At 67.1% G+C, this 13060-nt stretch carries 11 protein-coding genes; 7 read left to right on the top strand and 4 right to left on the bottom strand.

What is annotated here, in order from left to right; genetic code table 11:
- Positions 1-66 precede the first annotated feature (66 nt).
- The 4 genes from ACE3N6_RS12425 (at position 67) to ACE3N6_RS12410 (ending at position 4356) form a co-directional block, all read left to right on the top strand.
- Positions 67-1275 (top strand): STAS domain-containing protein, encoded by a 1209-nt coding sequence (locus tag ACE3N6_RS12425; protein ID WP_374246088.1) that lies wholly within the window; start codon positions 67-69, stop codon positions 1273-1275.
- A gap of 132 nt (positions 1276-1407) precedes the next feature.
- Positions 1408-1947 (top strand): ATP-dependent protease subunit HslV, encoded by a 540-nt coding sequence (gene hslV / locus ACE3N6_RS12420; RefSeq protein ID WP_284188858.1) that lies wholly within the window; start codon positions 1408-1410, stop codon positions 1945-1947.
- Between the two features lie 70 nt (positions 1948-2017).
- Positions 2018-3355 carry an ATP-dependent protease ATPase subunit HslU gene (gene hslU, locus ACE3N6_RS12415; RefSeq protein ID WP_374246087.1) on the top strand — a complete coding sequence of 446 codons (1338 nt, stop codon included), beginning with the start codon at positions 2018-2020 and terminating at the stop codon, positions 3353-3355.
- A gap of 128 nt (positions 3356-3483) precedes the next feature.
- Positions 3484-4356 (top strand): AEC family transporter, encoded by an 873-nt coding sequence (locus ACE3N6_RS12410; protein ID WP_374246086.1) that lies wholly within the window; start codon positions 3484-3486, stop codon positions 4354-4356.
- 3 nt (positions 4357-4359) lie between these two features.
- On the opposite strand, the gene ACE3N6_RS12405 is transcribed toward ACE3N6_RS12410, so the two are convergent.
- Genes ACE3N6_RS12405 through ACE3N6_RS12395 form a run of 3 tightly spaced genes read right to left on the bottom strand, consistent with a single transcriptional unit; the run spans position 4360 to position 6535 of the window.
- Positions 4360-4758 (bottom strand): RNA-binding S4 domain-containing protein, encoded by a 399-nt coding sequence (locus ACE3N6_RS12405; RefSeq protein ID WP_374246085.1) that lies wholly within the window; start codon positions 4756-4758, stop codon positions 4360-4362.
- Positions 4755-5297 (bottom strand): response regulator transcription factor, encoded by a 543-nt coding sequence (locus ACE3N6_RS12400; protein WP_374246083.1) that lies wholly within the window; start codon positions 5295-5297, stop codon positions 4755-4757. Before ACE3N6_RS12400 ends, ACE3N6_RS12405 begins: the two co-directional genes overlap by 4 nt.
- Positions 5294-6535 carry an ATP-binding protein gene (locus tag ACE3N6_RS12395; RefSeq protein WP_374246082.1) on the bottom strand — a complete coding sequence of 414 codons (1242 nt, stop codon included), beginning with the start codon at positions 6533-6535 and terminating at the stop codon, positions 5294-5296. The genes ACE3N6_RS12400 and ACE3N6_RS12395 overlap by 4 nt, the downstream gene beginning before the upstream one ends.
- Positions 6536-6865: 330 nt before the next feature.
- On the opposite strand from ACE3N6_RS12395, the gene ACE3N6_RS12390 reads away from it, so the two are divergent.
- The 3 genes from ACE3N6_RS12390 (at position 6866) to ACE3N6_RS12380 (ending at position 9450) form a co-directional block, all read left to right on the top strand.
- Positions 6866-7072, top strand: coding sequence for a cold-shock protein (locus tag ACE3N6_RS12390; protein WP_153161935.1), 207 nt, complete (start codon positions 6866-6868; stop codon positions 7070-7072).
- A gap of 300 nt (positions 7073-7372) precedes the next feature.
- Positions 7373-7681, top strand: coding sequence for a DUF485 domain-containing protein (locus ACE3N6_RS12385; protein ID WP_374246081.1), 309 nt, complete (start codon positions 7373-7375; stop codon positions 7679-7681).
- Positions 7681-9450 carry a cation acetate symporter gene (locus tag ACE3N6_RS12380; protein ID WP_374246080.1) on the top strand — a complete coding sequence of 590 codons (1770 nt, stop codon included), beginning with the start codon at positions 7681-7683 and terminating at the stop codon, positions 9448-9450. Before ACE3N6_RS12385 ends, ACE3N6_RS12380 begins: the two co-directional genes overlap by 1 nt.
- 506 nt (positions 9451-9956) lie before the next feature.
- Here ACE3N6_RS12380 and ACE3N6_RS12375 read toward each other — a convergent pair.
- A partial coding sequence (locus ACE3N6_RS12375; protein ID WP_374246079.1) for a type I restriction endonuclease subunit R occupies positions 9957-13060 on the bottom strand: 3104 nt, incomplete at its 5' end.

Raw genomic sequence — 13060 nt, 5'->3', positions numbered from 1 at the left:
CGGAGCGCACGCTTTGTAGAGTGTTATCCTATTCAATCGTAAAAAAATGACTTGGAGGGAATGGGAGTGGTGCTACCGTTTTTCGGCAAGAAGCCTGCGCCTGCCGGAAGTCCCACACCCCGATCCCGGAGCGCGTCCGGCTCCGGCAGCGCCCAGCCGCCCTCCGGCGGACGGCCCCGGAACACCCCTGCCCGCGTCGAAACCTCGAGCCTCGATTTCACCATCGCCGGCGACGACCTCAAACGCATCCTGGCCCAGTGCGCCGACAAGGTGCACGTCGAGGAAGGCGTCGACGAGATGGCCCCGCCGGCCGAAGAGGCCGCCATCCTGTTTGCCCACGGCGGCGACGACGAAGCCCGCAGCGTGCTCGAACACGCCCTCGAGACCACCTTCGAGAGCGACGCCCGCTACAACCTGTGGCAGATGCTCCTCGACCTCATGCGCCTCACCGGCCAGCGGGAGCACTTCGAGGCCCTGAGCCTCGAGTTCGCCACCGAGTTCGAGCGCTCGCCCCCCGCCTGGCACGATCTGTCGTCTCAGGCCGCCCGGGCCGGTGCCGAACCCAAAGTCCAGACGATCAACCTCTCCGGCCACCTGGGCGGTCAGGCCGCGGCTCAGTTTGCCCAGCTCATCCAGATCGCCATGCGCGCGGGTGCCCTGCGCATCGACCTGGGCCGCCTGCGCGGTGTCGACGACGCCGGGGCCGAGCTGCTGCTGCGGGCGGTGCGAGGCCTGCGCCGGGCCAAGGTGCGGCTGTCGCTGGGCGCCGTCACCCATCTGGTCAATCTGCTCGAAGGGCTGGTGACGACCGGCCGGCGCGCCAACCGGCCCCTGTGGCTGCTCCTCCTCGAGGCCCTGCAGTACACCGAGCAGCAGGATCGTTTCGAAGAGCTGGCCGTCGATTACGCGATGACCTTCGAGGAATCCCCGCCGTCGTGGGAGCCTCCGCCGGTAGTCACTGCCAGCCAGACCGGCGCCGAGAGCCAGGGCAGCGGGGCCACCCGCACCTACGTGCTCGAAGGCGAGATCATCGGCCCCAACACCGATGCGCTGCGCAAGATCACCGGCTTCGCCGCCGACAAGACGATGGTCGAGGTCGATTGCAGCCGCCTGCGCCGGATGGATTTCGTCTCCGCCGGCACCCTCTTCAACATCATCTCCCAGCTCCACAACCAGGGCCGCCTGATCGTGCTCACCGGCGTCAACTCGATGGTCGCGGCGCTCATGCAGGTGATGGGGCTGCACCAGGTGGCGAAGATCGAGCTGCACAGCTGATCCGCCCGCCGGCAGCCTTGCCGGCCGTTCCTCCCTTCCGCCTGCCGGGCACCGTGACCCCGCCGCCTTGCGCCGTTGCCGTCATGGGCCGGGCGGGCTTGCAATCCGTTTTTTCGTCCCCACATCCGTCCGATGGAACAATATCACGGCACCACCATCCTCTCGGTCCGGCGGGGCCGGCACGTCGCCCTTGGCGGCGACGGCCAGGTCACCCTCGGCAACATCGTCATCAAGGCCAGCGCCCGCAAGGTGCGCAAGCTGTATCAGGATCGCATCCTGGCCGGTTTCGCCGGCGGCACGGCCGACGCCTTCACCCTCTTCGAGCGCTTCGAGGCCAAGCTCGAGAAGCACCAGGGCAACCTCGTGCGCAGCGCCGTCGAGCTGGCCAAGGACTGGCGCACCGACCGCGCCCTGCGCCGCCTCGAAGCCATGCTCGCGGTGGCCGATCTCGACAACTCCCTCATCATCACCGGCAACGGCGACGTGCTGGAGCCCGAGCAGGGCATCGTGGCCATCGGCTCCGGCGGCGCCTACGCCCAGTCGGCCGCCCGCGCCCTGATCGAGAACACCGAACTCGCCCCCGAGGACGTCATCAAGAAGTCCCTCACCATCGCCGGCGATCTGTGCATCTACACCAACCAATGCCACACCATCGAGGTGCTGAAGCCATGAGTCCGCAAAGCCGCCTTAAGGGCGAATGCTCCCGCCTGGCGGGAAGGCGCGTAGCGCCAAGGGTGCCCAAATGACCCAGATGACGCCCCCGGAGATCGTCTCCGAACTCGACAAGCACATCGTCGGTCAGGGCAAGGCCAAGAAGGCCGTAGCCGTGGCCCTGCGCAACCGCTGGCGGCGCGCCCAGGTGGCGGAGCCGCTGAAGAGCGAGATCACCCCCAAGAACATCCTGATGATCGGCCCCACTGGCGTGGGCAAGACCGAGATCGCCCGGCGGCTGGCGCGGCTCGCCAACGCGCCCTTCATCAAGATCGAGGCCACCAAGTTCACCGAGGTGGGCTACGTGGGCCGCGACGTGGATACCATCGTCCGCGACCTGGTGGAGATCGCCATCAAGAGCCACCGCGAGCAGGCCATGAAGAAGTGCCGCGACCGGGCGATGGACGCCGCCGAGGACCGCGTGCTCGACATCCTGCTGCCGCCGGCCCGGCCTACCGTCGGCTTTGGCGCCGAGCCGGCCACGCCGGAAGATAACGCCACCCGCCAGAAATTCCGCAAGAAGCTGCGCGAGGGCGAGCTGGACGACAAGGAAGTCGAGATCGAGGTGGCGGTGCCCGGCATGAGCGCCGAGATCCTCGCGCCCCCGGGCATGGAAGAACTCACCGGCCAGCTCCAGAGCATGTTCCAGAACATGGGCGGCGGGAAGAAGAAGTCCCGCAAGCTCAAGATCGGCGAGGCCATGAAGCTCCTCGCCGACGAAGAGGCCGCCAAGCTGGTGAACGACGAGGAGCTGAAGCTCGAAGCCCTGCGCATGGTCGAGCAGAACGGCATCGTGTTCCTCGACGAGATCGACAAGATCGCCACCCGGTCGGACGCCCACGGCGCCGACGTGTCGCGCCAGGGCGTACAGCGCGACCTGCTGCCGCTGGTCGAAGGCACCACCATCAGCACCAAGTACGGGATGGTCAAGACCGACCACATCCTGTTCATCGCCAGCGGCGCCTTCCACCTGTCGCGCCCGTCCGACCTGATCCCCGAGTTGCAGGGCCGCTTCCCGATCCGGGTGGAGCTGGAGTCGCTGTCGGTCGAGGATTTCGAGCGCATCCTCACCCAGACCGACGCCTGCCTCACCCGTCAGTACGAGGCCCTGCTCGCCACCGACGGGGTGACCCTGCAGTTCGCGCCGGACGGCATCCGCCGGCTCGCCGAGATCGCCTTCCAGGTGAACGAGAAGACCGAGAACATCGGCGCCCGCCGCCTGTACACGGTGATGGAGAAGCTGCTGGAGGAGCTGGCCTTCGAGGCCGGCAAGGCCGGCGCGCAGACCGTCGCCATCGACGCCGCCTACGTGGATGGGCGCCTCGACATGCTGGCCCAGCGGGAAGACCTGGCGCGCTACGTGCTGTAAGCCCGTGCCGGGCCCATCCGGGCCGCGCAGTCGAATGAGGGGCTACCGGGGTAGCCCCTCATTTCTTTCGGCGTTCGGATGGCGTATACCGTCCAGGCTCGTCACTCCTCCGCTCTCCCGTCCGCCCCATGTTGCTGCGCATCGTCTCCATCCTCTTCCCCTTGTTCGCCATCGCCGCGGTGGGCTTTCTGGTCGGCCGGCGGGCGAAGCCCGACCTGTCCCAGGCCAACAAGCTGAACATGGACGTGTTCGTGCCGGCGCTGGTGTTCGGGGCGCTGGCCAACAAGTCCTTCCACATCGCCCACTACCTGCCGCTGCTCGGGGCCACCTTCGTGGCGGTGGCCGGGTCGGGCCTGCTGGGGTGGGCGGTGGCGCGGCTGATCGGGGTGGCGCCGCGTACCTTCGCCCCGCCGATGATGTTCAACAACTGCGGCAACCTGGGGCTGCCGCTGGCGGTGCTGGCCTTCGGCGAGGAGGCGCTGGCGCCGGCGGTGGTGATGTTCATGGTGTCGAACCTGGTGCATTTCACCTTTGGCGCCTGGCTGCTGGATCATGAGGCGCGCCTCGCCAGCGTCTGGCGGGTGCCGTCGGTGCTGGCCACGCTGGCCGGGCTGGCGGTGGGGATCGCCGGCCTTGAGGTGTGGGCGCCGGCCATGCTGGCGATCAAGATGCTGGGCGACATCTCGATTCCGCTGATGCTCTTTGCGCTGGGGGTGCGGATCAGCGAGTCGCGGATCGCGGCGATCCGCCTGGGGGTGATCGGTGCGGTGGCGCGGCCGGCCATCGGCATGGCCCTGTCGGCCGCGCTGATCTGGCTGGTGCCGCTGCCCGAACGGGAGCGGGCGCTGCTGCTGGTCTTCGGCGCGCTGCCGCCGGCGGTGCTCAACTACATGTTCGCCGAGCGCTACCGCCAGGAGCCCGAGAAGGTCGCCTCGATGGTGTTGATCGGCAACGTGCTGGCGGTGGCCATCCTGCCGCTGGCGCTGGCCATCGCCCTGTAGGCGTCAGCCGTCGGTGAAGCGCCCGATCAGCCGGCGGTCGCGCTTGGTGGGGCGGCCGTGGAGGTCGGCGCCGGGGGTGGCGGAGAGCTTGCGCTCTTCCCGCGCGGCCTCGCGGGCGGCGGCGCTTTCGGGGGTTTCGGCGTAGAGCGTCTGGGCCACGCCGGCGCTGCCGCGCTTCTCGGCGATGCCCGTCACGATCACCGAAAATCGGGCTTCAGTGAGCTGGATATCCACCCGATCGCCGATCTTCACGTCTTTGGCCGGTTTGACGCGGATGCCGTTGAGCTGCACCTTGCCGCCCTCCACGGCGTCGGTGGCGAGGGTGCGGTGTTTGAAGAAGCGGGCCGCCCACAGCCATTTGTCGAGGCGGGTGCGGTCGGTGGCGTCGTGGCTGGCTTTCATTCCTTGACCGGCCGTTTGGCCAGTTTCCGTTGCAGGGTTCGTCGGTGCATTTTAAGCGCACGGGCGGTGGCCGAGATGTTTCCGTCGTGCTCGCCGAGCACCCGCTGGATGTGCTCCCACTCCAGCCGATCCACCGACATGGGCGCCGCCGACGGGGTGTCGTCGATGACCACCTCGGTGGCCGAGAGCGCCTTGAGGATGGCGTCCACGTCGGCCGGCTTGGCCAGATACTGGGTGGCGCCAAGCTTGATCGCGTCGACGGTGGTGGCGATGCTGGCGTAGCCGGTGAGCACCAGGATGCGGCAGTCGGGGTTTGCCGCCAGCAAGGGCTCGATGAGGCGCAGCCCGGAGCTGCCGCCGATGTTGAGGTCGAGCACCACGTATTCGGGCTCGTGCTCGCGGGCCAGGTCGAGGGCGCTCTCGGGGTCGGCGGCGCCGAAGACCCGGTAGCCCCGCTGGCCGAGGGCGCGGGTGAGCACGCGGTTGAAGACGGGGTCGTCGTCGATGACGAGGATGTGGGGGGCGTCCTGGGCGTTCATGGCTGTAGGGAGGCAAGGGGAAGGCTGAGGGTGACGACGGTGCCGCCGCCGTCGCGGGGCGCGAAGCCGATGCTGCCGCCGCAGCGTTCGGCGGCGCTGCAGGCCAGCAGCAGGCCGATCCCGAGCCCCTGACCGGCGCAGCGCGGGCTCTCGCCCTGCGCCGGCATGCCGGCGGGCATGCCCGGGCCGCGGTCGAGCACCCGCACCACCAGCCTGTCCCCGTCGATGGCGGCCTCGCACTCGATGCCCGTCGGGTCGGCGTCGGCGGCGTTGTTGATGACGTTGTGGATGGCCTGCTCGAGGGTGGTGTCGGCGATCAGCGTCGGGGCCGGGTGGCCGCAGTCGATGCGCGCGGCGAGGGGGACGTGGGGGCGCTGGCTGCGCCAGCGGTCCACGATGCCGGCCAGCCAGGCGTCGGCGGCCAGCGTCGAGCCGCCTTCGGCCCGCAGGCTGCCCGCGCGCAGGGTGAGCCCGCCCAGGATGGACTTGCAGTGGGCGATCTGGGTGAGGAGGATCTCCGCGTCGGCGCGGGTGTCGTCGTCGAGGGCGCGGTTGCGGGCCAGCTCCCCGGCCACGATGGCCATGGTGCCCAGCGGGGTGCCCAGCTCGTGGGCGGCGCCGGCAGCGAGGTTGCCCAGGGCCACGATGCGCTCGCTGCGCAGGCTCGACTCCCGCGCGGCGGCCAGGGCCTGGTCGCGGCTGCGGATCGCCGCGGTCATCCGCACCACGTACCACACGATCACCCCCGCCGACAGCGCGAAGGTGAGCCACATGCCGGCCAGGTGCCAGTGCACGGCCAGGCCCGAGTCGTAGATGTCGAGCTGCTCGTTGAAATCCCACAGCACCGAGTAGGCCACCACCGCCAGCACCGCCAGCGGCCACGCCCACCGCCCGGGCAGGATCGCCGCGCCGATGGCCACCAGGGGCAGCAGCAGCGAGATCAGCGGGTTGGTGGCGCCGCCGGTGAAGTACAGGAACACGCTCCAGGCGGCCAGCTCGATGCACAGCTGGGCGAACAGCTCGGCCGGGTGGATCGCCGTGAGGCGCGACAGGCGCACCGTCGAGGCCCCATTGACGGCGATCAGCGTCAGCGCCAGGGGCAGGATTGCAGCGCCCGGCAGGGGGATGTCCAGCAGCCAGGGCACCAGCACCAGCACCCCCAGCATTGTCCCGATGGAGAGCCAGCGCAGGCCGATCAGGCGGCGAAGGGCTTCCGTGGGGCTGGCGGGTGCGGGCATCGGGGCGGTCCGGGTCGGTTGGGCGAATCGGCGGATTATCGCCGAAGCCGGGCGCGCGGCCCCCGCCGGCGGCGGGATGAGGCCTGCGGTCGATTGTCGCAGCCGCTTTCGGGCAATTTCCGTTCAATCCGGCGGTTTATTGAAAATAGTGTTTGCATTGGCGGCCGATACAGTGCACAGTCCGTCCTCGCGATCTTCAAGTAGTGTTGTTGTTGTCTGGTTCAGTACCCGCAGCCCTGCGGCAGTCTTTCCTTCATCACCCCGCCGTCTTGAGTTTCGCCCTTCCCAGGGGGAAAACCCTGTTTTTTCGTTTTTTCAAGGATATTCAACATGGCAGCAGGTACCGTGAAGTGGTTCAACGATTCCAAGGGCTTCGGTTTCATCACCCCGGAAAACGGCGGTGACGATCTGTTCGCTCACTTCTCCGCCATTCAGTCCAAGGGTTTCAAGACCCTGACCGAAGGCCAGCGCGTGACCTTCGACGTGGTCACCGGCCCGAAGGGCCAGCAGGCCGCCAACATCGTTCCGGTGGCCTAAGTCCCGGTCGATTCCAGTCCGGCGGGAGCCGGGCTGGCGGAGCGGCAAGCCCGCTCCGGACGCATCCCAGAAGCCCGGCCCGTGCCGGGCTTTTTGTTGCATGCGCCCTCCGTCCCCGCCCCGCGGCGTTCCGCCGGGTGGGGATTTTCTTTTTTCCGTCCGGGCTTCTTGCGCCTTGTTAAGGCGATTTCGCAAGCTTACGCGAACGTAAGTTCACCGTAAGGCTCCGCCGGTAACTTGCGATCACCCTTAGGGCGCCCCACGGCACCCCGCAAGGTTAATTCGAAGAGGAGGAGAGATATGAGAGACGACCTCGGCGACCGCATCCGGGCAAATCCGAAATACCAGGAGCTGGTCTCTAAACGCAATTCGTACGGCTGGATGATGACCATCGTCATGCTGGCCGTGTACTACGGCTACATCCTGTTGATCGCCTTCAACAAGGAGTTCCTGTCCCAGAAGCTCGGGGCTGGCGTCACGTCCATCGGGATTCCCATCGGTGTGGGGGTGATTCTGTTCACGATCATCATCACCGGCATCTACATCCGTCGTGCCAACACCGAGTTCGACGATCTGAAGGCTCAGGTCATCAAGGAGGCCACCAAGTGATGCGTACTTCCAAACTTATCCTTGGCCTTCTGGCGGTGCTGGCTTCCGGCGCCGCCCTGGCTGCCGGTGCCGACCTCGGTGTCGCCGAGAAGCAGGCCACCAACTGGACCGCGATCATCATGTTCGGCGTCTTCGTGGCCGGCACGATGTTCATCACCAAGTGGGCGGCCTCCAAGACCAAGTCGGCTGCCGACTTCTACACCGCCGGCGGTGGCATCACCGGCTTCCAGAACGGCCTGGCGATCGCCGGCGACTACATGTCCGCCGCGTCCTTCCTGGGTATTTCCGCCGCGGTGATGGCCAACGGCTACGACGGCCTGATCTTCTCGATCGGCTTCCTCGTGGGCTGGCCGATCATCACCTTCCTGATGGCCGAGCGCCTGCGCAACCTGGGCAAATTCACTTTTGCCGACGTGGCCGGTTACCGCTTCCAGCAGACCCCGATCCGTGCCTTCGCCGCTTCCGGCACGCTGGTCGTGGTGGCCTTCTATCTCATCGCCCAGATGGTCGGTGCCGGTCAGCTCATCAAGCTGCTGTTCGGTCTCGAGTACTGGATGGCGGTGGTGATCGTCGGCGCGCTGATGATGGTCTACGTGCTCTTCGGTGGCATGACCGCCACCACCTGGGTGCAGATCATCAAGGCCGTGCTGCTGCTTGCCGGTGCGTCGTTCATGGCCTTCATGGTGCTGGTGAAGTTTGGCTTCAGCCCCGAAGCCATGTTCGCCAAGGCCGTGGAGATCAAGTCCGCCCTCGCCGCCAAGGATGCCAAGCTGATCGCCGACGCGACCGCCGCCGCCGCCGCTTCCGGCAAGGACGTGGCCGAAGTGACCGCCGCGATGGCCGCCAAGAAGGGCGATTCCATCATGGGCCCGGGCACCTTCGTGAAGGACCCCATCTCCGCCATCTCCTTCGGTATGGCGCTGATGTTCGGTACCGCCGGTCTCCCGCACATCCTGATGCGCTTCTTCACCGTGCCGGATGCCAAGGAAGCCCGTAAGTCCGTGGGTTGGGCCACCGTCTGGATCGGCTACTTCTACATCCTGACCTTCATCATCGGCTTCGGCGCCATCTGCTTCGTGCTGACCGACCCGACCTTCCTGGATGCCAAGGGCGCCCTGAAGGGTGGCGGCAACATGGCCGCTATCCACCTGGCCAACGCCGTCGGCGGCAACGTGTTCCTCGGCTTCATCTCCGCGGTTGCGTTCGCCACCATCCTGGCCGTGGTTGCCGGTCTGACCCTCTCGGGCGCTTCCGCCGTGTCCCACGACTTGTACGCCACGGTGTTCAAGAACGGCAACGCCGATTCCGCCTCCGAGCTGCGCGTCTCCCGCATCACCACCATCGTGCTGGGTGTCATCGCGGTGGTCCTGGGTATCGCCTTCGAAAAGCAGAACATCGCCTTCATGGTGTCCCTGGCCTTCGCCATCGCCGCCTCCGCGAACTTCCCGGTGCTCTTCATGAGCGTGCTGTGGAAGGACTGCACCACCAAGGGTGCGGTGATCGGTGGCTTCCTCGGCCTCATCAGCGCCGTGGTCATGACCGTCCTGTCCGACTCGGTGTGGGTTGCCACCCTTGGCAATCCGAAGGGTTCCGCACCCTTCCCCTACACCTCGCCGGCCCTGTTCTCCATGACCATCGGCTTCGTCGGCATCTGGATCTTCTCGCTGCTCGACCGCAGCCCGAACGCCCAGCAGGAACGCGCCGACTTCGCCGCCCAGCTGATCCGTTCCGAAACCGGTATCGGTGCCGCGGGTGCCTCTGGCCACTAAGCCCTGATTCCACTGGCCGGGTCTCCCGATCCGGCCGGCCCGGAAAGCGCAAACCCCGGCTCGCCGCAAGGCGACCGGGGTTTGTCACGTCTGGCGGGCGGCTGCGCGCGCTGTCCTGCGAGCCTGTGCTGCCCGACCACTGCTCCGGCGGAGGGGGGCGAGGGTGCCGCGCACCCGACGGAGGGTTCCGTTTCCCCTCGATTGCCTAAAGATTAGGTGATCGATCCTCCCGCTTCCCCGCTGTCGCCTAACTATTAGTCAGCGTCGCCTCATTATTAGTCAGCGTCGCCTCATTATTAGGCGGCGTCGCCTAAAGTTCAGGCAGCCTTGCCAAAAAACCAGGCGACCGAGGGGATCGATTACCCGCTGTCGCCTAATCATGAGGCAGCGTCGCCTGAAAATGAGGCGACGGAGGGTAATTGTTACCCCCCCGCCGCTCAATCTCCACCCAAACCCCACGCCCACCCCACCCAGGGCTCAGGCCGGGGTGGGCGTTTCCCTTTTGCTTACGCCGCCGTCCAGGCCTCGCCCAGCGCCTTCGCCTGCTGGAGCACCAGCTCCACGGCGCCTTCCTGCTGGTCCGGTGGGTATTTGTACTTGCGCAGGATGCGCCTGACCATGATGCGCAGCTTGGCGCGCACGCTCTCGCGCTCCGACCAATCCACGGTCAGGTTGCTGCGCAGGTTCTCGGTGAGTTCGTGGGCGATCTTCTTCAGCGTCTCGTCGGAGAGTTCGCGCACCGCCGATTCGTTATTGGCCAGCGCGTCGTAGAAGCGGATCTCGTCTTCGGAGAGGCCCAGCGCCTCGCCGCGGGTGGCGGCGGCGTGGAACTTCTTCGCCATCTCGATCAGCTCCTCGATCACCTGGGCGGTCTCGATGGCGCGGTTCTGGTAGCGCTTGACCACGTTGGCCAGCAGCTCGGAGAACTTCTTCTCCTGCACCACGTTGCCCGCAAAGCGGCTCTTGATCTCGCCCTCCAGCAGGCGCTCCAGCAACTCGACGGCCAGATTGCGTTCCGGCAGGTTGCGCACCTCGGCCAGGAATTCGTCGTCGAGGATGCCGATGTTGGGCTTGTCGAGGCCCACCGCCTCGAACACATCCACCACATCTTCCGACACCACCGCCGAGCCGATGATCTGGCGGATCGCCAGCTCGCGCTCCTCGTCGGTCTTCTTCTTGTGGGTCAGGTCGCGCTTGGTGAGGATCACCTTCACCGCCTGGAAGAAGGCCACCTCCTCGCGCACCGCCTTGGCCTCGTCCAGCGTGCAGCACAGGGTGAAGGCCTTGGACATGGCCAGCGCCTGATCGGCGAAGCGCTTCTTGCCGTCCTTGATGCCCAGCACGTGGTTGGCCGCGCCCGCCAGACGCTTGTGACCGGCGCTCAGAAAATCCGAATAGTCGAAGCCGTGGAGCAGCCCGCGCAGGATGTCGAGCTTCTCCTCCAGCACCGCGTAAGCCTCGGCCGCATCCACCGTCGGGCGGCCGCGGCCCTTGCTGGCGGTGTAGTCCTTCAGCGCCGACTTCAGCTCGTTGGCGATGCCGATGTAGTCCACCACCAGCCCGCCCTGTTTGTCCTTGAAGACGCGGTTCACCCGGGCGATGGCCTGCATCAGGTTGTGGCCCTTCATGGGCTTGTCCACGTACAGGGTGTGCACACAGGGCGCGTCGAAGCCGGTCAGCCACATGTCGCGCACGATCACCAGCCGCAGCGGGTCGGCCGGGTCCTTGAAGCGCTTCTCCAGGCGTTTCTTGACCTGCTTGCTGTAGAGGTGCGGGCGCAGCAGCGCCTTGTCGCTGGCCGATCCGGTCATCACGATCTTGATCGCCCCCTTCTCGGGGTCATCGTCGTGCCACTCGGGCTTGATCCGGACGATCTCGTTGTAGAGATGCACGCAGATGTCGCGGCTCATCGCCACCACCATCGCCTTGCCTCGCATTTGCCCGATGATGGCCTTGTTGCGCTCCTCGAAGTGGGCCACCAGATCGGCCGCCACGCTGGCGATGCGGGGCTCGGCGCCGACGACCTTCTCCAGCGCCGCCCACTTGCTCTTCAGGCGGGCCTGCTGGCTCTCCTCCTCATCCTCGGCCAGCTCGTCCACCTCGTCGTCGATGTGGGGCAGTTCGTCGGCCTTCAGCGACAGCTTGGCCAGGCGCGACTCGAAGTAGATCGCCACCGTGGCGCCGTCCTCCTTGGCCTGCTGCATGTCGTAGATGTGGATGTAGTCGCCGAACACCGCGCGGGTGTCCCGGTCCTCGCTGGATACCGGCGTGCCGGTGAAGGCCACGAAGGTGGCGTTGGGCAGCGCGTCGCGCAGGTGCTGGGCGTAACCGACCACATAGGCCGCCCGGGGCTCGGCGGCCAGCCGGCCCGCGGTGTCGTTGGCGCTGGCCCTGGGCTTGAAGGTCTTGAGCTTCGCCTCGAAGCCGTACTGGGTGCGGTGGGCCTCGTCGGCGATGACCACGATGTTGTGCCGGTCCGAGAGCAGCGGAAAGACGTCTTCGTCCTCGCCGGGCATGAACTTCTGGATCGTCGCAAACACGATGCCGCCGGACGGGCGATTGGCCAGCAGCCGGCGCAATTCCTGCCGGGTGCCCGCCTGCACCGGCTGCTCGCGCAGCAGATCCTGGGCCAGCGAGAACACGCCGAAGAGCTGGCCGTCCAGGTCGTTGCGGTCGGTGATGACCACGATGGTGGGGTTCTCCATCGCCGTGGCCTGCATCACCCGCGCGGCGAAGCAGGTCATCGTGATGCTCTTGCCGCTGCCCTGGGTGTGCCACACCACGCCGCCCTTGCCCTTGGTGGCCGCAGCGCCGCCGGGGCGCGAGGCCGCAATCACCTGCTGGATCGCCGCCCGCACCGCGTGGAACTGGTGGTAGCCGGCGATCTTCTTCACCAGCCCGCCGTCGTCTTCAAAAAGCACGAAGTAGCGCAGGTAGTCGAGCAACAGCGCCGGGGCGAGCACACCGCGGATCAGGGTCTCCAGCTCGTTGAACTCGCCCAGCGGGTCGAGGGCGATGCCGTCGATGGTGCGCCACTGCATGAAGCGCTCGGCATCGGCCGACAGCGAACCCATGCGGGCGTCCGAGCCGTCGGAGATCACCAGCACCTCGTTGTACTGGAACAGGTCCGGCGTCTGGGCCTTGTAGGTCTGGAGCTGCTCGAAGGCCTTCCAGATGTCGGCGTTGGCGTCGGCCGGGTTCTTCAGCTCGATGACCACCAGCGGCAGACCATTCACGAAGAGCACGATGTCCGGTCGGCGGGTGTGGTGCGGGCCCTTCACGGTGAACTGGTTGATCGCCAGCCACTCGTTGTTCGACGGGGCGGCCCAGTCGATCAGCCGGGCAAAGTCGCCCAGGGTCTCGCCGCCCCGCTGCACCTCGACCGGCACGCCGGTCACCAGCAGCCGGTGGAAGCGCCGGTTGGCCGACAGCAGCGACGGGATGCCCAGGTCCAACACCTGTTGCAGCGCGTCCTCCCGCGCTGCGGTGGTGAGCTGCGGGTTCAGGCGGGCGATGGCCGCGCGCAGGCGCTCCACCAGCAGCACCTGCTGGTAGCTGCCGCGCTCCGGGCGCTCGCCGTCCGGGGGCCGCGCCGGCCCGCGGGGCGGCG

Origin of the sequence: Zoogloea sp., assembly GCF_041904905.1 — a bacterium.
Lineage (GTDB): Bacteria > Pseudomonadota > Gammaproteobacteria > Burkholderiales > Rhodocyclaceae > Zoogloea.
The sequence above is the reverse complement of the archived record's forward strand: the minus strand, read 5'-3'. Positions and strand labels throughout refer to the sequence as shown.

What these genes read in the sequence shown, in the direction of transcription:
- ACE3N6_RS12390 (WP_153161935.1), top strand. Translation starts at nt 6,866, where the DNA reads ATGGCAGCAGGTACCGTGAAGTGGTTCAACGATTCCAAGGGCTTCGGT.
- hslV (WP_284188858.1), top strand. Translation starts at nt 1,408, where the DNA reads ATGGAACAATATCACGGCACCACCATCCTCTCGGTCCGGCGGGGCCGG.
- hslU (WP_374246087.1), top strand. Translation starts at nt 2,018, where the DNA reads ATGACCCAGATGACGCCCCCGGAGATCGTCTCCGAACTCGACAAGCAC.
- ACE3N6_RS12385 (WP_374246081.1), top strand. Translation starts at nt 7,373, where the DNA reads ATGAGAGACGACCTCGGCGACCGCATCCGGGCAAATCCGAAATACCAG.
- ACE3N6_RS12380 (WP_374246080.1), top strand. Translation starts at nt 7,681, where the DNA reads ATGCGTACTTCCAAACTTATCCTTGGCCTTCTGGCGGTGCTGGCTTCC.
- ACE3N6_RS12400 (WP_374246083.1), bottom strand. Translation starts at nt 5,297, where the DNA reads ATGAACGCCCAGGACGCCCCCCACATCCTCGTCATCGACGACGACCCC.
- ACE3N6_RS12405 (WP_374246085.1), bottom strand. Translation starts at nt 4,758, where the DNA reads ATGAAAGCCAGCCACGACGCCACCGACCGCACCCGCCTCGACAAATGG.
- ACE3N6_RS12410 (WP_374246086.1), top strand. Translation starts at nt 3,484, where the DNA reads ATGTTGCTGCGCATCGTCTCCATCCTCTTCCCCTTGTTCGCCATCGCC.
- ACE3N6_RS12395 (WP_374246082.1), bottom strand. Translation starts at nt 6,535, where the DNA reads ATGCCCGCACCCGCCAGCCCCACGGAAGCCCTTCGCCGCCTGATCGGC.